At 54.4% G+C, this 23,350-nt stretch carries 21 protein-coding genes and 2 tRNA genes; 5 read left to right on the top strand and 18 right to left on the bottom strand.

Annotated features, from left to right (window positions below; translation table 11 throughout):
• The first annotated feature begins 6 nt into the window (after positions 1–6).
• From ubiU to QSK07_RS05900, 3 genes are all read left to right on the top strand, one after another.
• A complete protein-coding gene (gene ubiU / locus QSK07_RS05910; protein ID WP_285721088.1) occupies positions 7–1,002 on the top strand; it encodes a ubiquinone anaerobic biosynthesis protein UbiU in 996 nt (331 codons plus the stop codon).
• Between the two features lie 9 nt (positions 1,003–1,011).
• Positions 1,012–1,890 carry a U32 family peptidase gene (locus tag QSK07_RS05905; protein WP_098051660.1) on the top strand — a complete coding sequence of 293 codons (879 nt, stop codon included), beginning with the start codon at positions 1,012–1,014 and terminating at the stop codon, positions 1,888–1,890.
• Positions 1,891–2,005: 115 nt separating this feature from the next.
• The gene (locus QSK07_RS05900; RefSeq protein ID WP_285721087.1) at positions 2,006–3,016 is read left to right on the top strand and encodes a luciferase-like monooxygenase; all 1,011 of its coding nucleotides are present in this window, start codon (positions 2,006–2,008) and stop codon (positions 3,014–3,016) included.
• Here QSK07_RS05900 and QSK07_RS05895 read toward each other — a convergent pair whose 3' ends face one another.
• Complete coding sequence (locus tag QSK07_RS05895) at positions 3,017–3,937, bottom strand: AraC family transcriptional regulator (protein ID WP_098051662.1); 921 nt, start codon at positions 3,935–3,937, stop codon at positions 3,017–3,019. It lies immediately after the preceding gene.
• A gap of 174 nt (positions 3,938–4,111) precedes the next feature.
• Here QSK07_RS05895 and QSK07_RS05890 point away from each other — a divergent pair, with 174 nt between their 5' ends.
• A complete protein-coding gene (locus QSK07_RS05890; protein ID WP_275220359.1) occupies positions 4,112–4,858 on the top strand; it encodes an SDR family NAD(P)-dependent oxidoreductase in 747 nt (248 codons plus the stop codon).
• Positions 4,859–4,913: 55 nt separating this feature from the next.
• Here QSK07_RS05890 and QSK07_RS05885 read toward each other — a convergent pair whose 3' ends face one another.
• From QSK07_RS05885 to rlmE, 17 genes are all read right to left on the bottom strand, one after another.
• On the bottom strand, positions 4,914–6,818 hold the full coding sequence (locus tag QSK07_RS05885; protein WP_098051664.1) for a DEAD/DEAH family ATP-dependent RNA helicase: 1,905 nt from the start codon (positions 6,816–6,818) through the stop codon (positions 4,914–4,916).
• 16 nt (positions 6,819–6,834) lie between these two features.
• Positions 6,835–6,891 (bottom strand): protein YrbN, encoded by a 57-nt coding sequence (yrbN, locus tag QSK07_RS22825; protein WP_098053093.1) that lies wholly within the window; start codon positions 6,889–6,891, stop codon positions 6,835–6,837.
• A gap of 105 nt (positions 6,892–6,996) precedes the next feature.
• Complete coding sequence (gene nlpI, locus QSK07_RS05880) at positions 6,997–7,881, bottom strand: lipoprotein NlpI (RefSeq protein ID WP_010251765.1); 885 nt, start codon at positions 7,879–7,881, stop codon at positions 6,997–6,999.
• Positions 7,882–8,010: 129 nt separating this feature from the next.
• On the bottom strand, positions 8,011–10,146 hold the full coding sequence (gene pnp / locus QSK07_RS05875; protein ID WP_285721086.1) for a polyribonucleotide nucleotidyltransferase: 2,136 nt from the start codon (positions 10,144–10,146) through the stop codon (positions 8,011–8,013).
• Positions 10,147–10,456: 310 nt separating this feature from the next.
• Positions 10,457–10,726 carry a 30S ribosomal protein S15 gene (rpsO, locus tag QSK07_RS05870; protein ID WP_003851063.1) on the bottom strand — a complete coding sequence of 90 codons (270 nt, stop codon included), beginning with the start codon at positions 10,724–10,726 and terminating at the stop codon, positions 10,457–10,459.
• A 131-nt stretch (positions 10,727–10,857) separates the two neighbouring features.
• Positions 10,858–11,802 carry a tRNA pseudouridine(55) synthase TruB gene (gene truB, locus QSK07_RS05865; protein ID WP_098051666.1) on the bottom strand — a complete coding sequence of 315 codons (945 nt, stop codon included), beginning with the start codon at positions 11,800–11,802 and terminating at the stop codon, positions 10,858–10,860.
• Complete coding sequence (gene rbfA, locus QSK07_RS05860; RefSeq protein ID WP_033731320.1) at positions 11,802–12,209, bottom strand: 30S ribosome-binding factor RbfA; 408 nt, start codon at positions 12,207–12,209, stop codon at positions 11,802–11,804. Before rbfA ends, truB begins: the two co-directional genes overlap by 1 nt.
• Positions 12,210–12,274: 65 nt before the next feature.
• Positions 12,275–14,968, bottom strand: coding sequence for a translation initiation factor IF-2 (infB, locus tag QSK07_RS05855; protein ID WP_098051667.1), 2,694 nt, complete (start codon positions 14,966–14,968; stop codon positions 12,275–12,277).
• 17 nt (positions 14,969–14,985) lie between these two features.
• The gene (gene nusA / locus QSK07_RS05850; protein WP_098051668.1) at positions 14,986–16,473 is read right to left on the bottom strand and encodes a transcription termination factor NusA; all 1,488 of its coding nucleotides are present in this window, start codon (positions 16,471–16,473) and stop codon (positions 14,986–14,988) included.
• 24 nt (positions 16,474–16,497) lie between these two features.
• Positions 16,498–16,950, bottom strand: coding sequence for a ribosome maturation factor RimP (gene rimP / locus QSK07_RS05845; protein ID WP_275220348.1), 453 nt, complete (start codon positions 16,948–16,950; stop codon positions 16,498–16,500).
• A gap of 212 nt (positions 16,951–17,162) precedes the next feature.
• Positions 17,163–17,239: transfer RNA gene (locus QSK07_RS05840), tRNA-Met, on the bottom strand.
• 59 nt (positions 17,240–17,298) lie between these two features.
• Positions 17,299–17,385, bottom strand: a tRNA-Leu gene (locus QSK07_RS05835).
• 37 nt (positions 17,386–17,422) lie between these two features.
• The gene (gene secG, locus QSK07_RS05830) at positions 17,423–17,761 is read right to left on the bottom strand and encodes a preprotein translocase subunit SecG (RefSeq protein ID WP_003851074.1); all 339 of its coding nucleotides are present in this window, start codon (positions 17,759–17,761) and stop codon (positions 17,423–17,425) included.
• A 217-nt stretch (positions 17,762–17,978) separates the two neighbouring features.
• The gene (gene glmM, locus QSK07_RS05825; protein WP_013359908.1) at positions 17,979–19,313 is read right to left on the bottom strand and encodes a phosphoglucosamine mutase; all 1,335 of its coding nucleotides are present in this window, start codon (positions 19,311–19,313) and stop codon (positions 17,979–17,981) included.
• Positions 19,310–20,149, bottom strand: coding sequence for a dihydropteroate synthase (gene folP, locus QSK07_RS05820; protein WP_285721085.1), 840 nt, complete (start codon positions 20,147–20,149; stop codon positions 19,310–19,312). The genes glmM and folP overlap by 4 nt, the downstream gene beginning before the upstream one ends.
• 79 nt (positions 20,150–20,228) lie before the next feature.
• The gene (gene ftsH, locus QSK07_RS05815) at positions 20,229–22,154 is read right to left on the bottom strand and encodes an ATP-dependent zinc metalloprotease FtsH (protein WP_285721084.1); all 1,926 of its coding nucleotides are present in this window, start codon (positions 22,152–22,154) and stop codon (positions 20,229–20,231) included.
• Positions 22,155–22,267: 113 nt separating this feature from the next.
• Complete coding sequence (gene rlmE, locus QSK07_RS05810) at positions 22,268–22,897, bottom strand: 23S rRNA (uridine(2552)-2'-O)-methyltransferase RlmE (protein ID WP_013359905.1); 630 nt, start codon at positions 22,895–22,897, stop codon at positions 22,268–22,270.
• Between the two features lie 127 nt (positions 22,898–23,024).
• Here rlmE and yhbY point away from each other — a divergent pair, with 127 nt between their 5' ends.
• Positions 23,025–23,318 carry a ribosome assembly RNA-binding protein YhbY gene (yhbY, locus tag QSK07_RS05805; protein ID WP_010251809.1) on the top strand — a complete coding sequence of 98 codons (294 nt, stop codon included), beginning with the start codon at positions 23,025–23,027 and terminating at the stop codon, positions 23,316–23,318.
• The last annotated feature ends 32 nt before the right edge of the window (positions 23,319–23,350 follow it).

The following is a 23,350-nucleotide window of genomic DNA, read 5'->3' as shown; positions in this document are numbered from 1 at the left end:
ACACCTATGGAACTGCTCTGCCCGGCAGGAAACTTACCCGCAGTGCGCACCGCCACAGAGAATGGTGCGGATGCGGTCTATGTAGGACTGAAAGATGACACCAATGCCCGTCACTTTGCGGGCCTGAACTTCACCGATAAAAAGCTGGCTGAAGCGGCGCGCTATCTCCATCAGCATCGGCGCAAACTGCATGTGGCGATCAACACGTTTGCCCACCCGGATGGCATGGGACGCTGGCAGCGGGCGATTGATGTGGCGGCGCAAAACGGAGCCGACGCGCTGATTCTGGCCGATATTGCCACGCTGGAGTATGCCGCGAAGCATTATCCACAGGTTGAACGTCATCTCTCTGTGCAGGCTTCGGCAACCAATCCTGAGGCGATTCGCTTTTATCATCGCCACTTCAATCTGCAGCGCGTGGTGCTGCCGCGGGTGTTGTCGATTCATCAGGTTAAACAACTGGCGCGCAGCACGCCGGTGCCGCTGGAGGTGTTCGCCTTTGGCAGCCTGTGCATTATGGCGGAAGGCCGCTGCTATCTCTCCTCCTGGATGACCGGCGAATCGCCTAACAGCGCAGGTGCCTGCTCCCCGGCGAAGTTTGTGCGCTGGCAGCAGACGCCAAAGGGAATGGAGTCACGCCTGAATGATGTGCTGATTGATCGCTACGCGCCCGATGAGAGCGCCGGTTACCCGACGCTCTGCAAAGGACGCTATGAGGTTAACAATCAGCGTTATCACGTGCTGGAGGAGCCTGCCAGTCTCAACACCCTGGAACTGCTGCCGGAGTTGCTGCGTGCAGGCATCGCCTCGGTGAAAATTGAAGGCCGGCAGCGCAGTCCCGCCTATGTCGCTGATGTGGCGCGCGTCTGGCGTCAGGCGATCGATCGCTGCAAGGCGCAGCCGGAACAGTTTGACGTCGCGCCACAGTGGATGCAGACGCTGGGCGATCTCTCCGAAGGCACGCAAACCACGCTGGGTGCTTATCACCGTGAATGGCAATAAGGAGTCATGATGCAATATGCCCTTGGGCCGGTGCTCTGGTACTGGCCGACCGATACGCTGGAAGATTTCTACCAGCAGGCTGCCCGCAGTCGTGCGGATATTATTTATCTCGGCGAGGCGGTGTGCAGTAAACGCCGTGCCACGCCCTATGCCCGCTGGATGGCGCTGGCGCGTGAGGTGGCATCCAGCGGCAAACAGGTCGTACTCAGCACGCTGGCGCTGCTGCAATCCCCTTCTGAGCTGAAAGAGCTGCAGCGCTATGTAGAAAACGGCGAGTTCCTGATTGAAGCCAATGATATTGGCACGGTAAACATGGCTGCTGAGCGCCATCTGCCCTTTGTCGCCGGTCCGACGCTGAATGTCTATAACGCCGACACGCTGCAGCTGCTGGTCAAAGAGGGCATGACGCGCTGGTGTATACCAGTGGAGATGTCGCGTGACTGGCTGCTACAGCTGCTGGCACAGTGCGAAACACGGGGTATCCGGCAGCAGTTTGAGGTGGAGGTAATAGGCTACGGTCATCTGCCGCTGGCGCTGTCAGCGCGCTGCTTCACCGCCCGCTCGGAAAACCGCGCGAAAGATGACTGCGAAACCTGCTGCATCAACTATCCGACAGGCCGTCGTGTCAACTCTCAGGAGGGACAGCAGGTGTTCGTTCTCAATGGTATTCAGACCATGAGTGGCTACTGCTATAACCTGGGTAACGATCTGGCGGGGATGCGTGGCCAGGTCGATTGCGTGAGACTCTCGCCGCAGGATACATCGACGCTGGCGGAGATTGACCGTTTCCGCGCTAATGAAAACGGTCAGGCCCCGCTTATGGTCGCGAAAGGCTGCGATTGTAACGGTTACTGGCGCAAACTGGCGGGTATGACGCTGGCATCCTGAGTAAAAGCACATACCGGCTATATTCCTGCTGAGGTTAGCAGTTTTAATATAAGGAATGATGCGTAATACTAAATGGTGCAGGTTTTTACACCTGCGCCATACAACGGGAGTAGTCATGTCTGATAAAAAACCTCTTCGCCTGTCCGTGCTGGATCTTGCGCCGATTCCACAGGGCGCGACCGCACGGAATGCGTTCCATAATTCACTGGCGCTGGCGCGTCAGGCTGAAAAACTGAACTTTGAACGCTACTGGCTGGCTGAACATCACAACATGACAGGGATTGGCAGCGCTGCGACGTCGGTGTTGATCGGCTATCTGGCGGCGAACACCGAGACCCTGAAGCTGGGCTCAGGTGGCATTATGCTGCCTAACCATGCGCCGCTGGTCATCGCCGAGCAGTTTGGCACCCTGGCCTCTCTCTATCCTGGCCGTATCGATCTCGGTTTAGGGCGCGCACCCGGTTCTGACCAGCGCACCATGATGGCGCTGCGCCGTCACCAGGCCAGCATGCACGCTGACACCTTTCCCGAAGATGTGGCTGAGCTGATTCACTGGTTTGATGCTGACCCGGATGCGCAACTGCCGGTTCAGCCCGTGCCGGGTCTGGGCCTGAAGATCCCGGTCTGGCTGCTCGGTTCCAGCCTCTACAGCGCGCAGCTGTCAGCGAAAATGGGCCTGCCGTTTGCCTTTGCCTCCCATTTCGCGCCTGACCAGCTGTTCCAGGCGCTGCACGTGTATCGTGAGAACTTCCAGCCTTCAGCGCGTCTCGATAAACCTTATGCCACCGTCTGCATTAACGTGGTTGCCGCTGATAATGAACGTGATGCGCGCTTCCTGTTTACCTCACAGCAGCAGCAGTTTATTAACCTGCGCCGCGGCAAACCTGGCCCGTTGCCGGCACCGGTTGAGAACATGGATAACCTCTGGTCGCCGTCAGAGCAGTATGGCGTGCAGCAGGCGCTCAGCATGTCGCTGGTGGGCGATACCGACAAGGTGCGTCATGGCCTGGCCTCGCTGATGCGTGAAACGCAGGCAGATGAAATTATGGTTAATGGCCAGATTTTTGACAGCGAAGCACGTCTGCGCTCCTTTGCCATTGCGATTGAAGCGGCAAACAGCCTGTAATCAGTTTTGTGGTGGGCGCAGGGTATCCGGGCTCACCGCCAGCTGACGACTGTCCCTGGCCGGGGATTGCCCATACAGGCGGCGATACTCCCGGCTGAACTGTGATGCGCTCTGATAGCCCACCCGATAGCCTGCGGTACCGGCATCCAGCTTTTCCACCATCATCAGACGTCGCGCCTCGTTGAGCCGCAGTTGTTTCTGGTATTGCATCGGCGTCATGGCCGTGACGGCTTTGAAGTGATGATGCAGCGAAGAGATACTCATGCCGACACTGCTGGCGAGCTGGTCTATCTTCAGCGGCTGATGAAAATTCTCCCGCAGCCAGCGGGCAGCCTGCGCCACCCGGTTACCCGGCCGCTCAGCCATCGCCATGTTCAGGATCCGCGATCCCTCCGGTCCGGTCAGCAGCCGGTAGAAAATCTCCTGCTCAATCAGCGGGGCCAGCGCCTCAATATCTTCCGGATGGTCAAGCAGACGCACCAGCCGGATGACCGCATCCACCAGCAAAGGTGAAACCTTATGCACGGTGACACCACGTTCATTGCCTGCGGTCGACAGCGGCAGCGTTGGCGGAAACTGTTCAAGGTAACGCATGAGTCTGGATTCATTAATGGCGATACCTATCCCGAGATTCGGCTTTTCCGGCGTGGCGACAGTGACGCAGGCGCGCACTGGCATATCCAGCGTCACCAGCAACAGATCCCCCGGTCCATAGTGCAGCACCTCATCACCCATATGCAGTGCTTTGCTGCCCTGCGCTACCAGCGCAAAACTGGCCCATTGAGCAAAGTGCATCGGCTCAGTGGGCGCCGAAACCCGGCCAAAAAACAGGCAATCGATAGCGCTGGAATGCCGGCCATCCTCCGGCGCATGACGGGCAATTAACTGTGCCAGTGCCTGCCACTTGTCACTCTCTGTCACTGCGTTCTCTCCTTCCGCTCTCTGTGCCGATATTACCTGACGTCACGCGAAATACCTGCCCTGCAGCCGCACTTTTGCAGGATCGTGCAAGAAGCTTGCAGGATTGCGCTACCCGCTTTTCGCCACCAGCGCGCATAGTCTTTCGACGCAATCATTACGGCGGAGAATGACATAATGAAAGCACTGCAGAACAAAGTCGCACTGGTGACAGGCGCCTCAAAAGGCATTGGTGCAGCGATTGCCATCGCGTTCGCCGCAGCGGGCGCTCGGGTCGTGGTCAACTATCGTCAGGATGAGGCGGGAGCGGCAGACGTGGTCAGCGATATCGTCACACTGGGCAGTGAAGCCGTGGCGGTACAGGCTGATATCTCTCATCTGCGGGATGTGGAACGGTTGTTCGCTACCACCGCAGAGTCTTTCGGCGCACCCGATATTGTGGTGAATAATGCGGGCAGTTTTCATCATGGCGAGTTTGCGGCGCTGACGCCGGAGGAGATGCAGCAGCAGATTAACGTTAACCTGCTCGGCACACTGATGGTCTGTCAGCAGGCGATTCGTCACTTTCCCGCGCACGGCGGCAGCATTATCAACCTCAGCGCCCTGAACAGTAAAAACAGTACGCCAGGTTCCGTACTCTGGGCGGCCACCAAAGGTGCAGTGGATACGCTGACTCAGGGGCTGGCGCGCGAGCTGGGCGCAAAAAATATCCGGGTTAACGCGCTGGCACCTGGCATGATTCTGACCGAAGGATTGCTGGCCGCGAAGAGGATGAGCCCGCAGCTCAAGGCACAGCTGCTGGCGGCTACCCCGCTGGGGCGCTTTGGTCTGCCGGAGGATGTGGCGCAGGTCGCGCTGTTTCTGGCCTCTGAGGAGTCCGCTTATGTCAGCGGCGAGCGCGTTATGATCAGCGGCGGTGCCTGACAGGCATAAAAAAAGGGAAGCCAGTGGCTTCCCTTTTTGTTACGACGTTAAGTCGTTATGCATCACGACGACGTGGAGCGGCTGCGCCCTCTTCACGACGTGGACCACGACCGCCTTCACGGTTGAAGCTGCGTCCGCCGCCTTCACGACCACCTTCACGGCGTTCAGAAGAGAAGCGACGACCACCTTCACGGTTGCCAGCGCCTGGACCATTACGACGATCACCACCAGCCGGACGACGGTCACCACGACCTTCGTTTGGCTGTGCATCACCCAGCAGCTGCATATTCATCGGTTTGTTCAGAATACGCGTACGGGTGAAGTGCTGCAGCACATCGCCTGGCATGCCTTTCGGCAGCTCAATAGTCGAGTGATTACCGAACAGCTTGATGTTACCGATGTAACGGCTGCTGATGTCGCCTTCATTAGCGATAGCGCCAACAATGTGACGAACTTCAACACCATCATCACGGCCCACTTCGATGCGGTACAGCTGCATTTCGCCAACGTCACGACGTTCGCGACGTGGACGATCGCCATCACGGCTTTCACGTGGGCCACGATCGCCACGCGCTTCACGGCTGTCACGACGGCCATCACGCTCGTCACGATCGCGGTATTCGCGACGTGCAGGACGTGGTGCTTCTGGTGGCAGAATCAGAGGACGTTCGCCCTGTGCCATCTTCAGCAGTGCGGCTGCCAGCGTTTCCAGATCCAGTTCATCTTCCGGCTGCATTTTCGTCAGCAGAGCACGGTACTGATCCAGATCGCTGCTTTCCAGCTGCTGCTGAACTTTTGCGGCAAACTTGGCCAGACGACGCTCACCCAGCAGTTCTGCGTTAGGCAGTTCGACTTCAGGAATGGTCAGCTTCATCGTACGTTCGATATTACGCAGCAGACGACGCTCGCGGTTCTCAACGAACAGCAGCGCACGGCCAGCACGACCGGCACGACCGGTACGGCCGATACGGTGAACGTAAGATTCTGCATCCATCGGGATGTCGTAGTTCACAACCAGGCTGATACGCTCAACGTCCAGACCACGAGCCGCAACGTCGGTTGCAATCAGAATATCCAGACGACCATCTTTCAGGCGCTCCAGTGTCTGCTCACGCAAAGCCTGGTTCATATCACCGTTCAGCGCGGCGCTGTTGTAGCCACTACGCTCCAGCGCTTCTGCCACTTCCAGCGTCGCGTTTTTAGTACGCACGAAGATGATAGCAGCATCAAAGTCTTCTGCTTCCAGGAAGCGGACCAGTGCGTCTGTTTTACGACCGTAAGCGGTCCAGTAGCTCTGGCTGATGTCAGGACGCGTCGTCATGCTTGACTGAATACGCACTTCCTGTGGATCTTTCATGAAGCGTTTAGTAATACGACGAATCGCTTCCGGCATGGTTGCAGAGAACAGCGCAGTCTGATGACCGGCTGGGATCTGAGCCATGATGGTTTCAACGTCTTCGATGAAGCCCATACGCAGCATTTCATCTGCTTCGTCCAGCACCAGACCGCGCAGGTTAGAAAGGTCTAACGTGCCGCGTTTCAGGTGGTCAAGCAGACGACCAGGGGTACCCACAACAACCTGTGGTCCCTGACGCAGAGCGCGCAACTGCACGTCATAACGCTGGCCACCGTAAAGGGCAACCACGTTCAGACCGCGCATGTGTTTAGAGAATTCAGTGACTGCTTCAGCAACCTGTACCGCCAGTTCGCGGGTCGGTGCCAGCACCAGAATCTGTGGTGCTTTAACAGTCGGGTCAATGTTGTTTAACAGCGGCAGTGAGAACGCCGCTGTTTTACCACTCCCGGTCTGCGCCATGCCTAACACGTCACGGCCCGCCAGCAGGTGAGGAATACACTCAGCCTGGATTGGGGATGGCTTTACATAGCCCATGCCATTCAGTGATTCAAGGATGTCGGCGTTCAGGCCAAGGTCAGCAAAAGTGGTTTGAATATCAGTCATGTAGTACACGTGCCTCTTAGATTGCGGCGGCCAGTCTACATAACTCGTCGTGAAAACTTTCAGTCATTTTCATCAAAAAGTGTGAACCGGCTCAAATTAGAAGTTTTGACGAACAGAAAAGCCTTCATCCCTTAAGATGATGACTTAACAGGTTTAACAGGCAAATTAAGTTCGTCAGCTATTGCTGGTCAGATTCTGATAAATCGTCTTGTGCCTGGCCGAGTTGCGCCAGTTCCAACAATGCGTATCGGTGTTCAACAAAGTTGTTAACGTTGTTGGCCACCGCCAGTTTGAACAACGCTTTCGCGTCGTCCTTCTCCCCCAGACTTAGGTAGTACTTACCTAAATAGAAGTTGGTTTCACTGAGATGTTCAGCGAGCGAGGTGTTATCCGTTGCGTCCGCCTTGAGACTTTCCATCAACGTTTTCTCGTTGATATCTCCAAGGTAGAACTCGACAATATTCCATCCCCATTGGTCTCTGACCGCTTTGTCGTGGCGCTGTTGCAGCGCAACTTTTGCCTTGTCGACATCCATCTCACGTTCAACGAGATAGAGCCACAGACTGCGGAAAGGATCGTTAGGATCGTCTTGATAAAACGCCAGCAGATCATCTTGCGCTAACTTGTATCGACCGCCGTAATAGAGGGCGATACCACGGTTTAAATGCGCGTAATTGTAAGTTGGATCAAGCTCAAGTACAGAATCGAACGCTTCATAGGCGGCATCAAAGTTGCCCGCCTGCGTTAAATATATGCCTAAGTAATTAAACACTTCGGGCATATCTGGTCTTATAGACAGCGCTTGCGAAAAATCGTTCCGCGCTAATGCCCGCAGACCTAAACTATCATACAACACTCCGCGCTCATATAACAGCTGTGCGCGTTCATCATCGGTGAGAGCGCGACTGGCAAGAATTTGTTCCATGCGCGCCAGTATCACTTCCTGCTGCAGTGTGGGCTGTAAAGGCACTGCAAGAACTTCGTTCTTACGCCAATTGGAGTTGCTGCATCCTGCCAGCGTCAAAGCTGTCGCAACAAAACACCAGCGCAGAAAAGGCTTCATTTCCCACTCCCGAATACAAACATTGGGATAACCATCCTGTCATCCGCCTGCTGTGCACAAGGATTCCCGCCCTCGCGATGATACAAACGCCCCTCTCTGCCAGGCAAAGAGGGGCAAATCAGCAACGACTTATTCAGCGTCAGGCGTGGTCACCGCTGCAGCTTCTTCAGTCTGCGGCTTAGATTCTGTCGCTTCTTTGATGCTCAGACGTACGCGACCCTGGCGATCAACTTCCATCACCTTAACCGGCACTTCCTGACCCATCTGCAGGTAGTCAGTCACTTTCTCAACGCGCTTGTCAGCGATTTGTGAAATGTGAACCAGACCTTCTTTACCGCCGCCGATAGCAACGAAGGCACCGAAGTCAACGATACGGGTCACTTTACCACTGTAAATGCGGCCCACTTCGATTTCTGCAGTGATCTCTTCGATACGACGAATGGCTTCTTTCGCTTTCAGACCATCGGTCGCAGCGATTTTCACGGTGCCGTCATCTTCGATTTCAATCGTCGTGCCGGTCTCTTCGGTCAGTGCACGAATCACTGAGCCGCCTTTACCGATCACATCTTTGATCTTGTCAGAGCTGATTTTGATGGTGTAGATGCGTGGCGCGAATTCAGAAATCTCAGTACGCGGTGTGCTGATAGCCTGTTCCATGACGCCCAGAATGTGAAGACGTGCACCCCTGGCCTGGTTCAGGGCTTCCTGCATGATTTCACGCGTGATGCCTTCGATTTTGATGTCCATTTGCAGCGCGGTGATACCTTCACGGCTACCGGCTACTTTGAAGTCCATGTCGCCCAGGTGATCTTCGTCACCCAGGATGTCTGACAGAACCACAAACTTCTCATCTTCTTTTACCAGACCCATTGCGATACCGGCAACGGCGGCTTTGATTGGCACACCAGCATCCATCAGCGCCAGTGAGGCACCACAGACAGAGGCCATCGAAGAAGAACCGTTAGATTCGGTAATTTCAGACACCACACGCACGGTGTAAGGGAAATCTTCCGCTTTAGGCATTACTGCTAACACACCGCGCTTCGCCAGACGACCGTGACCAATCTCACGACGTTTCGGCGAACCGACCATGCCGGTTTCACCGACAGAGTATGGAGGGAAGTTGTAATGGAACAGGAAGCTGTCGGTACGCTCGCCCATCAGCTCATCCAGATTCTGCGCATCACGGGTAGTTCCCAGTGTTGCCGTAACCAGTGCCTGCGTCTCACCACGGGTGAACAGTGATGAACCGTGAGTACGTGGCAACACGCCAGTACGCACGTCCAGACCGCGGATCATATCTTTTTCACGACCATCGATGCGTGGCTCGCCATTCAGGATGCGGGTACGAACGACGTTCTTCTCAAGGCTATGCACAATGTCGCCAATTTCGGCGCTATCCAGTGTTCCATCTTCAGCCAGCAGCGCAGCGATAGTTTCGTCTTTGATGACGCCAACCTGCGTGTAACGCTCCTGCTTGTCAGTGATACGGTAAGCATCGCTGATGCGCGCTTCTGCCAGGGCAGCAACGCGAGAAATCAGCGGGGTATTAGCCGCTTCTGGCTGCCAGTCCCAGCGTGGTTTGCCGGCTTCGGCAACCAGAGCATTGATGTTTTCGATAACAATCTGCTGCTGGTCATGGCCAAAGACCACGGCGCCCAGCATCTGCTCTTCTGACAGGATTTCCGCTTCAGATTCAACCATCAATACGGCATTCTGCGTACCGGCAACCACCAGGTCCAGACGAGACTGCTTCAGCTCATCTGCGGTTGGGTTCAGAACATATTGATCGTTGAGGTAACCCACGCGTGCAGAGCCAATCGGGCCATTAAACGGCAGACCCGAAAGCGCCAGGGCAGCAGAGGCACCGATCATGGCAACGATATCCGGGTGAACCTGTGGGTTGACAGACACCACAGTGGCAATAACCTGAACTTCGTTAACAAAACCTTCCGGGAACAGCGGGCGAATCGGGCGGTCGATCAGACGCGCAATCAGGGTTTCGCCTTCGCTTGGGCGGCCTTCACGACGGAAGAAACTGCCTGGGATACGACCAGCAGCGTAGGTACGCTCCTGATAGTTTACGGTCAGTGGGAAGAAGTCCTGACCTGGTTTAGATTTTTTCTGACCTACAACAGTGACGAACACTGCAGTATCGTCCATGCTCACCATCACAGCGGCTGTCGCCTGGCGAGCCATCATGCCGGTTTCCAGCGTGACGGTATGTTGACCATATTGGAATTTGCGTACGATCGGATTCAGCAAAATCAAAGTCCTTAACTTCGGGGCTGGGCTATCTGTAACCCGCCATTGATTACCAATCTTCAGCTGCATCCTCGCGACTAATGACAACCCTCGACCGCCCCTGCGGTAAAGCCTCTCATTAGCCGCGCGAAATTCTGCAAACTAAAGATCACACTAAGCAACAATACATCAGTTTGGCCCGGATTGCTGCCGATTGCTCGAAAAAAGGGGCCATAGAGGCCCCCTTTTCACGAAACTCGCACAAATCTGATCGTAAGCTGCACACCGTGCAAAAGCTCGCATAATGCCCCGACGATCAGATTCTTCAGACTTAGCGACGCAGACCGAGACTTTCGATCAGGCTGCTGTAGCGTGCAACGTCTTTACGCTTCAGGTAGTCCAGCAGCTTACGACGCTGAGATACCATGCGCAGCAGACCGCGGCGGCTGTGGTGGTCTTTTTTGTGCTCAGAGAAGTGACCCTGCAGATGGGTAATCTGCGCGGTCAACAGGGCAACCTGAACTTCAGTTGAACCGCTGTCGTTAGCACCACGGCCGTATTTAGCAACGATCTCTGCTTTAGCTTCTACGCTTAGAGACATAATAAACTCCAGTAATAAATGAATGTATGGGTGCCGATCTCTAATTCAGCATCCCGCTTTAAAGCCGCGCTATTCTACTCTGCGCCTGATAGCAACGCAAATGCCCCATCAGCAAAAAGTGAACGCCTGGCTTAATCCTGATACTCAACCACTAAACGACGTGGCGCAAGACGGCCATCATCGGCAATTTCTGCCATACCGATAAACTTACGTGCTTCGCCTTCCGATACCCTGACCAGCCCGTGCGCAGGCGCATTGCTGGCCTGCACCGGCTGTCCCTGGCGGAAAAAATCTGCCACGGCGGGCGGAATATTCACTTCAGGGAAATCTGAGGCGGGGCTGTCCATCGGCAACAACAGCGGATCGAGCTGCGTTTCCAGGGGGATGCCCGCTTCTGCGGCTTCCGCCAGCAGGGTGTTGAGCTGTTCCAGCGTCACCATCCGTTCATACGGATAACGGGCAACCTGTACACGTCGCAGCATGATGACATGCGCACCGCATCCCAGCTTTTCGCCCAGATCATCGATGATGGTACGGATATAGGTGCCTTTGGAGCAGTGAATTTCCAGCTCCAGCTCATTATCCTGCCAGCGAATAAACTGCAGTTCATAGACCGTAATCGGACGTGGTTCACGCTCAATCACAATACCCTGACGTGCATATTCATACAGCGGACGACCCTGATGCTTCAGCGCTGAAAACATTGATGGCACCTGCAGCGTGTCGCCGCGGAAGCTCTCAAGGGCGCTATCCAGATCGGCCTGACTAAAGCTGACCGGACGCGTCTGAACGATGTTGCCATCGGCATCTGACGTGTCAGTGCGCTCGCCCAGTCGGGCAATCACACGGTAGCGTTTGTCGGAATCGAGCAGATACTGCGAAAACTTAGTCGCTTCACCCAGGCAGATTGGCAGCATGCCGGTGGCCAGTGGATCAAGCGCGCCGGTATGGCCTGCGCGATTGGCGTTGAAGATGCGCTTCACTTTCTGCAGGACATCATTCGACGAAACGCCTTTTGGCTTATCCAGCAACAACACGCCATGGACGTCGCGACCGCGACGACGCGGACGACTCATTACGCCTCCTCGTCATCGCCGGTGGCATCCGGACCACGGCGCTCTGCATCGTTCTTCACGACGCTGGTGACGAGGTTAGACATGCGCATCCCTTCGACTAACGAGTTGTCGTAGAAGAACGTCAGCTCAGGCACGATACGCAGGCGCATCGCTTTGCCGAGCAGAATGCGAATGTAGCCTGACGCTTCTTTCAGCGCTTTCAGGCCATGCTTAATCGCATCTTCATCTTTGTCGTTGAGGAACGTTACGAACACTTTTGCGTAAGCAAGATCGCGTGACACTTCAACGCCGGATACGGTGACCATCATGCCAAGGCGTGGATCTTTAATCTCACGCTGCAGGATCATCGCAATCTCTTTTTGCAGCTCTTGTGACACGCGCTGCGGGCGACCAAATTCTTTCGCCATCATTATTTCTCCCAAATAATTCGGGAGGCCAGAGGCCTCCCAAATTGCAACACATCAGCAGTCTATTACTCGATGGTGCGTTTAATTTCGATGATTTCAAACACTTCGATCATATCGCCAACGCGAACGTCGTTGTAGTTCTTCACGCCGATACCGCACTCCATGCCGTTACGCACTTCGTTGACGTCATCTTTAAAGCGACGCAGAGATTCCAGCTCGCCTTCGTAAATCACCACGTTGTCACGCAGGACACGGATTGGATTGTGACGTTTGATGTTACCTTCCGTCACCATACAACCGGCAATCGCGCCAAACTTCGGTGATTTGAACACGTCGCGTACTGCAGCCAGACCAATGATCTGCTGTTTGTACTCTGGTGCCAGCATGCCGCTCATCGCTGCTTTAACTTCGTCAATCAGGTTATAGATGACAGAGTAGTAGCGCAGATCCAGGCTTTCTGCGTCAATGACGCGACGCGCAGAGGCATCGGCACGAACGTTGAAGCCAAGCAGGATAGCGTTCGAGGCCGCAGCCAGGGTCGCATCGGTTTCGGTAATCCCGCCCACGCCTGAACCCACGATCTTCACCTTCACTTCGTCGGTGGAGAGTTTCTGCAGGGAATCAGAGATGGCTTCTACAGAACCCTGAACGTCAGCTTTCAGGACGATGTTCAGTTCAGACACTTCGCCTTCGGTCATGTTAGCAAACATGTTCTCGAGCTTAGATTTCTGCTGGCGAGCCAGTTTAACTTCGCGGAATTTGCCCTGACGGTAGAGCGCAACTTCACGTGCTTTCTTCTCGTCACGTACCACGGTCGCTTCATCACCTGCAGCCGGCACGCCGGACAGGCCCAGAATCTCAACCGGGATAGAAGGACCCGCTTCCATGACTTCGCGACCCAGTTCGTCACGCATTGCGCGAACACGGCCATATTCGAAACCACAAAGAACGATGTCGCCCTTGTTGAGCGTACCTTCACGAACCAGCACGGTAGCAACCGGACCACGACCTTTATCGAGGAACGATTCAATCACTACGCCGCTCGCCATACCTTCACGGATAGCCGTCAGTTCCAGAACTTCCGCCTGCAGCAGGATGGCGTTTAACAGGTCATCAATGCCGGTACCCGCTTTCGCAGAGACATTCACGAACATGTTTTCGCCGCCCCACTCTTCCGGAATAATTCCGTACTGAGTCAGTTCGTTTTTAACACGATCCGGATCCGCTTCTGGCTTATCGCACTTGTTCACGGCAACCACAACCGGCACTTTAGCGGCTTTGGCGTGCTGAATAGCTTCGATAGTCTGTGGCATCACGCCATCGTCTGCGGCAACCACCAGAATAACGATATCTGTCGCCTGTGCACCACGTGCACGCATCGCGGTAAACGCGGCGTGGCCCGGGGTATCCAGGAAAGTGACCATACCGTTGTCGGTTTCAACGTGGTAAGCACCGATGTGCTGTGTAATACCGCCCGCTTCGCCAGAGGCGATTTTAGTGGAGCGGATATAGTCAAGCAGAGAGGTTTTACCGTGGTCGACGTGGCCCATGATGGTCACAACCGGTGCACGAGATTCCTGTGCCGCATCGGTATCACGATCGTCCATTACCGCTTCTTCCAGCTCGTTCTCACGACGCAGGGTCACTTTGTGGCCCATCTCTTCGGCTACGAGCTGTGCAGTTTCCTGATCGATGACCTGGTTGATCGTCGCCATAGCGCCCATCTTCATCATCGCTTTGATGACCAGAGAACCTTTCACCGCCATTTTGTTCGCCAGTTCGGCTACGGTGATGGTTTCGCCAATCACAACATCGCGGTTAACGGCCTGTGCTGGCTTATTGAAGCCCTGCTGCAGTGCGCTAGGTTTGCGATGCTTACCACCTTTACCGCCACGAACCTGCGCACGCGCTTCTTCACGGTCAGTTTTGGCTTCGGAATGTTTGTTGCCTTTTTTCGCCGGACGCGCAGCTTTAGCAGTGGTACGCGCACGCGCACGGCCTGCTTCAACCTGACGGTCGTTTTCGTCTTCAGCCTGACGGGCGTGGGTCGAAGTGGTGACGTGATAGTCGCCTTTATCCTCTTCCTCCGGTTTTTCCCATTCAGCTGATTTCTCTTCAGCCAGACGGCGGGCTTCTTCAGCTACGAGGCGGGCAGCCTCTTCAAGCTTACGGCGGGCTTCTTCTTCAGCTTTACGCTTCAGTTCAGCAGCTTCAGCTTCGCGACGGGCTTTGTCTGATTGTGCAGCCCTGGTCACTTCGTCGGTAGGTTGATTTGTCACTTTGTCATTTTCCGCTGCTGCACGTTTGGCCTTATCAGCGGCTTCGCGCCTTGCTTTATCTTCGGCTTCACGTTGCGCTTTCTGTTCAGCTTCGCGACGGGCTTTTTCTTCAGCCTCGCGTTGCGCCTGCTCTTCCGCTTCACGCTGCGCCTCGGCTTCAGCTTCTGCCTGAGCTTGCTCAGCCTCTGCATCACCCTTCACATAGGTACGCTTTTTGCGGACTTCAATTTGCACCGACTTACTTTTACCCCCGGTGCCTGGAATATTCAAGGTGCTGCGCGTTTTACGCTGCAGCGTCAGCTTAGCTGAACCGACCTGACCGTGTTCACGGTTCAGATGAGATAGTAAGGTTTCTTTCTCTTGCTGGGTCACCGCGTCATTTTCAGACTTAGGGATCCCCGCATCAGCAAATTGCTGTACCAGGCGATCGACCGGAGTCTGAATTTCTGCGGCCAGCGATTTTACGGTTACATCTGTCATGCTGTTCCTTCCTGTTATTACGCGTCATCGCCGAACCAGCAGATATTACGTGCGGCCATAATCAGCGCGCCGGCTTGTTCATCAGACAGGCCTTCAATATCCGTCAGATCGTCAACACCTTGCTCAGCGAGATCTTCCAGCGTGCAAACGCCTTTTGACGCCAGGCGGAACGCCAGCGCACGATCGAGGCCTTCAAGATTCAGAAGATCCGGAGCGGGCTCCTGATTTCCAAGACTCTCTTCTTTCGCCAGTGCCAGGGTGGTTAACGCATTTTTTGCTCGTTCACGCAGGGCTTCAATGGTCTCTTCGTCGAGGCCGTCGACTTCCAGCAACTCGTTGATTGGCACGTATGCCAGCTCTTCCAGCGAGGAGAAGCCCTCTTCCACCAGTACGGTGGCGAACTCTTCGTCGATGTCGAGATGTTTAGTGAACATATCGATCGCTGCATGCGCTTCAGCCTGATGCTTAGCCTGCAGATCATCGACGGTCATTACGTTCAGCTCCCAGCCACTCAGCTGCGAAGCGAGACGCACGTTTTGGCCGTTACGGCCGATCGCCTGAGCCAGATTGCCAGCTTCTACGGCGATATCCATGGTGTGATTATCTTCATCGACCACGATTGACGCCACATCGGCCGGAGCCATGGCGTTAATAACAAACTGCGCCGGGTTATCGTCCCACAGCACGATATCGATACGCTCGCCGCCCAGTTCACTGGAAACAGCCTGAACACGCGCGCCGCGCATGCCCACACAGGCACCCACCGGATCGATACGTTTGTCGTTAGTTTTGACTGCAATTTTAGCGCGCGAACCCGGATCACGGGCTGCAGCTTTAATTTCAATCAGTTCTTCGCCAATTTCCGGCACCTCAATGCGGAACAGTTCAATCAGCATTTCCGGTTTGGAACGCGTTACGAACAGCTGCGCGCCACGCGCTTCCGGACGTACAGAGTAGAGTACGCCACGAATACGGTCGCCTGGACGGAAGTTTTCACGCGGCAGCATATCTTCGCGCAGAATGACCGCTTCGGCATTGCTGCCCAGATCGAGGGAAATGTTGTCGCGGTTAACTTTCTTCACCACACCGGTGATGATTTCGCCTTCCTGCTCACGGAACTGATCAACCACCATCGCGCGCTCAGCTTCGCGCACTTTTTGCACGATAACCTGCTTAGCGGTCTGGGTAGTAATACGGTCAAAGGTGACCGATTCAATCTGATCTTCGACATATTCGCCCAGATTGAATGCTTCATCTTCGAAGCGGGCCGCATCCAGCGTGATCTCGCGCGTCGGCTGTGTCACCTCTTCTACGATTTCCCAGCGGCGGAAAGTATCGAAATCGCCACTGCGGCGATCAATGCTGACGCGTACTTCAATTTCCTGCTCGTACTTTTTCTTGGTCGCAGTCGCCAGCGCGCTCTCCAGCGCTTCGAAGATTTTCTCACGCGGCAGGGCTTTTTCGTTAGAAACGGCTTCTACAACAGCTAAGATCTCTTTGTTCATCCTGGTTAGCCTCAATCCGGACTTTTAAAAGTGGGGGACCAGGTTCGCTTTCTGAATATTACTCAGCGCGAACACTTCATCGCTACCCTCAACGTGCACCGTGATCATCTCGCCATCAACTGACTTGATGGTTCCCTGCCATTTACGGCGGTTCTGAACGGCCATACGCAACACCAGACTCACTTCTTCACCCATAAAGCGGGCGTAGTGTTCTGCAGTGAACAGAGGACGATCGAGTCCCGGTGAAGAGACTTCAAGGTTGTAAGGTACCGTAATCGGATCTTCAACATCCATTACCGCACTTACCTGGTGGCTGACATCGGCGCAATCATCGACATTGATGCCATCTTCACTATCAATATAGATGCGCAGGATAGATGTGCGACTACGAACGAATTCAATTCCAACCAGTTCGTAACCCAGCGCTTCTACGGGAGCCGATACCAACTCTGTCAATTTTTGCTCTAATGTGGACAAGCCCACCCCCAAGACATAAAAAAAGGGCCTATAGCCCAGTATTACGATTCGCTAATAACAAAAAACCCCGAATAGTCGGGGCTTTTAGTCACTGGACCCTGTATGCCGCAATGCGGCCCGGACTCCATCCAAAGAATTTTCTTTCAAAAAATAGCCGTGAATGCGTCCGTCGATGCATACAGTATATTTGAAAAAGAACTCAAAGGGAAAATTGGTTGCGGGGGCCGGATTTGAACCGACGACCTTCGGGTTATGAGCCCGACGAGCTACCAGGCTGCTCCACCCCGCGTCCGAAAACGTGGCGAATAATACGCCAGACCTGCATAAAATGCAAGAGATACTGCTATTTGGTACCGAGGACGGGACTTGAACCCGTAAGCCCAATCGGGCACTACCACCTCAAGGTAGCGTGTCTACCAATTCCACCACCACGGCACTGCACTGACCACAACGATTCGTTGTGCTGACGACCTTACTTAGGAATATCGCTGCCCGGTGTAACCGGTTGAGCTGGCTTTTCAGTCTGTTGAGAAGACTGCGCCGGCGCAGAAAGATTTTCCCACTCGCTTCCTTTCGAGGCTTTATTGCTGTTCAGATTACCCAGAACCAGGCTGATGATGAAGAACAGTGCCGCTAAGATGCCAGTAGTACGGGTCATGAAATTACCTGAACCCGAAGAACCAAACACCGTACCGGATGCGCCTGCACCGAATGAGGCTCCCATATCAGCGCCTTTGCCTTGCTGCAGCATGATCATACCCACGAGGGCGATAGCTACAATAAGGAAAACAACTAAAAGAGCTTCGTACATATTCAACCTGTTCCTTGCACGATAATCGTACAGTTAAAGCTTCAACCAGTATTGATGGGGCGTCTCGTCATCACCCATCAGAAGCGGGTGTGAATACTAACCAAAGGCGCATATCTCTGCAAGTGCAATTTTTCTTACGCAAACTGATTGCAGAAAAAAGCGCCATCCCGGTGATTTTACAGGCGGTTCAGCATTATGAGAACCGCCTTTGAGAGGTTTAAACCGCTTTGACCTGATCGGCAATGCGATTAGCCAGTTCGGTGACCTGCGCCTCATTTTCGCCTTCGACCATCACACGAATCAGCGGCTCAGTGCCTGACTTACGCAACAGAACGCGTCCGCGACCCGCCAGCGCTTTTTCAACGTCGGCGGTGACCGTTTTCACGGCGTCACTTTGCAGCGGGTCATGCTCGCCCGCGAAACGTACGTTGACCAGAACCTGCGGCAGCATCTTCATGCCGCTGCAGAGATCGTGCAGGCTCATGTGGTTACGCACCATAGCAGTGAGCACTTGCAAACTTGCAACGATACCATCACCGGTGGTGGTTTTATCCAGCAGGATTACATGACCGGAGTTCTCCGCGCCGAGACGCCAGCCCTTCTCCTGCATCTTCTCCAGCACATATCGGTCACCGACTTTGGCACGGGTAAACGGAATGCCGAGCTGTTTCAGCGCTAATTCCAGGCCCATGTTGCTCATCAGCGTACCCACTACACCGCCACGTAACTGTCCCTGACGCAGGGCTTCACGCGCGATGATGTAAAGGATCTGGTCGCCGTCAACTTTGTCACCCAGATGGTCAATCATCATGATGCGGTCGCCGTCACCGTCATAAGCCAGGCCAATATCCGCTTTTTCTGCCAGGACGCGTTGCTGCAGCAGTTTAAGATCGGTCGCACCGCACTCTTTGTTGATGTTCATGCCGTCTGGCTGCACACCGATTGCGATGACGGTTGCGCCCAGTTCGCGCAGGACATTCGGCGCAATGTGGTAAGTCGCACCATTGGCACAGTCGACCACAATTTTCAGGCCATTCAGATTGAGTTCGCTGGGGAAAGTCCCCTTACAGAACTCAATGTATCGCCCTGCTGCATCGACAATGCGGCTGGCGCGGCCTAACTGGGCTGATTCCACGCAGGTGATCGGTTTTTCCATCTCCAGTTCAATCGCTTCTTCCACGTCATCAGGCAGTTTAGTGCCTTCGGACGAGAAGAATTTAATGCCGTTGTCGTCAAACGGATTATGCGACGCTGAAATAACGATGCCCGCCTCAGCGCGGAAGGTACGGGTAAGATAGGCGATGGCGGGGGTCGGCATCGGACCGGTAAACGCAGCGGTCAGGCCTGCGGCGGCGAGACCCGCTTCCAGCGCAGACTCCAGCATGTAGCCAGAGATACGGGTATCTTTGCCGATGATGATCTTCTTGGAACCGTGGCGCGCCAGTACTTTACCCGCGGCCCAGCCCAGCTTCAGGACGAAATCAGGCGTGATAGGTGTTTCACCGACTTTGCCGCGAATGCCGTCTGTACCGAAATATTTACGATTACTCATGATGCTCCTTTTGCTCTTCGGGTCGCTTCGACCACGCGCATCGCTTCGGCCGTCTCTTTTACGTCATGGGCGCGAATAATCTGCGCGCCCTGCATGGCAGCAATCACCGCGCAGCTCAGGCTGCCGGTTAAACGCTGTGACGGGCCGACATTTAACAACTGGCCAATCATCGATTTACGCGACATCCCCACCAGTAGTGGCAGACCAAAGTGGTGAAAATCGCTGAGATGAGCCAGCAGTTCATAATTGTGGCTGAGATTTTTACCGAAACCGAAGCCCGGGTCGAGTATCAGCTGCTCTTTTTTCATTCCCGCCGCTTCGCAACGCGCAATCTGCTGAGCGAAGTAAGTGTCCACTTCGCTTAAGATGTTTTTGTAAACCGGTGCCTGTTGCATGGTGCGCGGTTCACCCTGCATATGCATCAGGCAGACAGGAAGACCAGCAGCCACTGCGGCTTCCAGCGCATCTGGCTCAGAGAGTGAGCGGACATCGTTGATGATGTGAGCACCCACTCGCGCGGCTTCCCGGATAACGTCAGCTTTAGAAGTGTCTACTGAAATCCAGACTTCGAAACGCTGGGCAATGGCATCGATCACCGGAATGACCCGCTCCAGTTCCTCCTCCACACTGACCTCATCAGCCCCGGGACGGGTTGATTCGCCGCCTACATCGATAATGGTTGCGCCGGCATTCACCATCTCATTGGTATGCGTCAGCGCATCGACCAGCGCGTTATGTTTACCACCATCTGAAAAGGAGTCCGGCGTGACATTCAGAATGCCCATCACATGAGGAAAAGATAAATCGAGATGGGAATCACGGGCAAACAACTTCATGGTGAAAACTCCTTGCTGATCAATATCTGGATGTAAAAAACCCCGGACCAGCCGGGGTTTTGTCTGACGAAAAAGCGTCTTATTTGTTGTACTGCTCTGACATGGTATTGCCTGGATTCGGCGTACGCGGTTCATCAACCGGACGTGGCGCTTTTGGCGTACCGTTGCTGTCTGAGTTGCTGCCTGAATCTTCCCAGCCCGCTGGCGGACGCACTTCGCGGCGTGCCATCAGGTCGTCGATCTGTGGTGCATCAATGGTTTCATACTTCATCAGCGCGTCTTTCATCGCGTGAAGGATGTCCATGTTCTCACCCAGAATGCGACGAGCACGCTGGTAGTTGCTGTCGATAAGGTGCTTAACTTCCTGGTCGATGATGCGGGCTGTTTCATCAGACATATGTTTCGCTTTCGCGACAGAACGTCCAAGGAACACTTCACCCTCTTCTTCTGCATACAGCAACGGACCCAGTTTTTCAGAGAAGCCCCACTGCGTCACCATGTTACGTGCCAGATTCGTCGCGACTTTAATGTCGTTGGACGCGCCGGTAGAAACATGTTCAACACCATAGATGATCTCTTCTGCCAGACGACCGCCGTACAACGTTGAGATCTGGCTTTCCAGTTTCTGACGGCTGGCGCTAATCGCGTCGCCTTCAGGCAGGAAGAAGGTCACACCCAGCGCACGGCCGCGCGGGATAATCGTGACTTTATGCACCGGATCATGCTCTGGCACCAGGCGGCCAATAATAGCGTGGCCCGCTTCGTGATAGGCCGTTGACTCTTTCTGCGATTCCGTCATCACCATGGAGCGACGTTCCGCACCCATCATGATTTTGTCTTTCGCTTTCTCGAACTCAACCATCGACACCACGCGCTTGTTTGAACGAGCGGCGAACAGCGCGGCTTCGTTCACCAGGTTAGCCAGATCGGCACCTGAGAAGCCTGGCGTACCACGTGCAATGATTGCAGCATCAATGTCGGTTGCCAGTGGCACACGGCGCATATGCACTTTCAGGATCTGCTCACGACCACGTACGTCTGGCAGACCGACCACAACCTGACGGTCAAAGCGGCCTGGACGCAGCAGCGCAGGGTCCAGTACGTCAGGACGGTTAGTTGCGGCGATAACGATAATTCCTTCGTTACCTTCGAAACCATCCATCTCAACCAGCATCTGGTTCAGCGTCTGCTCACGTTCATCATGACCACCGCCTAAACCGGCGCCACGCTGACGACCGACGGCGTCAATCTCATCAATGAAGATGATGCACGGTGCGGCTTTCTTGGCCTGTTCGAACATGTCGCGCACACGGGATGCGCCGACACCGACAAACATTTCCACAAAGTCAGAACCGGAGATGGTGAAGAAAGGCACTTTGGCTTCGCCGGCAATCGCTTTTGCCAGCAGGGTTTTACCGGTACCCGGCGGCCCCACCATCAGAACGCCTTTTGGAATTTTACCGCCCAGCTTCTGGAAACGGCTCGGCTCGCGCAGATATTCCACCAGCTCAGCCACTTCATCTTTCGCTTCGTCGCAACCCGCGACGTCGGCGAAAGTGGTTTTAATCTGGTCTTCTGTCAACATGCGGGCTTTGCTTTTGCCGAAGGACATCGCGCCTTTACCGCCGCCGCCCTGCATCTGACGCATAAAGAAGATCCACACACCGATCAGCAGCAGCATCGGGAACCACGAAATGAAGATGGAAGCCAGCAGGCTTGGCTCTTCCGGCGGTTCGCCAACCACTTTGACGTTTTTGGTCAAGAGGTTATCGAGCAACTTGGGATCGTTGACAGGAATGTAGGTCGTGTATTTATTGCTGTCTTTTTTAATGACGTTAATTTCACGCCCGTTAATACGTGCCTCGCGGACCTGATCCTGGTTCACTTCCGACAGGAAGGTTGAATAATCAACCCGACGGCCATTTGACTCGCTGGGCCCAAAGCTCTGGAATACTGACATCAGCACGACCGCGATGACTAACCAGAGAATCAGGTTTTTCGCCATGTCACTCAAGGGATTAACCTCATATTACAACGGTGTTAACAGATAGCGTAGGGTACTATAGATCCTGCATACATGGAATCGCAGCAAAGCTGCGGACGTCTCCAGCAATTTGGTTATAGTTTGCGCCCAGTCGCCACAATGTACACTTCACGTGAACGTGAACGTGAAGCGTCCGGCTTACGAATTTTTACTTTCGTAAACAGGGAGCGAATTTCCCGCAGGTATTCATCGAAGCCATCTCCCTGAAACACTTTCACTACAAAACTACCGCCAGGTGCCAGGATATCCCGACACATCTCCAGCGCCAGTTCCACTAAATACATCGACCGGGGAATATCTACGGCAGGTGTACCACTCATATTCGGTGCCATATCGGACATGACAACCTGAACTTTCTGATCGCCAACGCGCTCAAGCAGCGCATTGATCACCGATTCTTCACGAAAATCGCCCTGAAGGAAATCGACACCGACTATCGGATCCATTGGCAGGATATCACAGGCAATGATGCGCCCTTTATTCCCGATTTGCTGAACCACATACTGCGACCAGCCACCAGGTGCAGCACCCAGATCTACCACGGTCATGCCAGGTTTGAAAAGCTTGTCACCCTGTTGTATTTCATCAAGTTTAAACCAGGCGCGTGAACGCAACCCTTTTTTCTGCGCCTGAAGCACATATTTATCGCTAAAGTGTTCCTGAAGCCAGCGGCTGGAGCTGGCCGAACGCTTTTTACCCGTCATAATAATTCCAGTTAAATCGTCATCGTAGCGATAAACCTGCACGCAATGGGTTGCGTCGATTTGGTGATATACCCGAGATGGCGGTAGAATGAACCGTTTTCAATCCCTGAGTAAGTAAAAAACTACGATGAATCTAAGTACCAAACAAAAACAGCACCTCAAGGGCCTCGCCCATCCGCTCAAGCCAGTGGTTATGCTGGGTGGCAATGGCCTGACTGAAGGCGTGCTGGCCGAAATCGAGCAGGCTCTGTCGCATCACGAACTGATCAAGGTAAAAATCGCCTCTGAAGACCGTGAAACGAAACAGCTGATCGTCGAGGCTATCGTGCGTGAGACCGGTGCCAGCAACGTACAGGTGATCGGCAAAACGCTGGTGCTGTATCGCCCCTCTAAAGAGAGCAAAATTTCTCTGCCACGCTAAGTGGGCAAAGAAAGTGACATGCTCTTACCTCA

The organism is Pantoea sp. QMID4, from assembly GCF_030270445.1.
Lineage (GTDB): Bacteria > Pseudomonadota > Gammaproteobacteria > Enterobacterales > Enterobacteriaceae > Pantoea > Pantoea vagans.
Note: the sequence above shows the minus strand (reverse complement) of the source record. Positions and strands in the feature narration are given on the sequence as shown.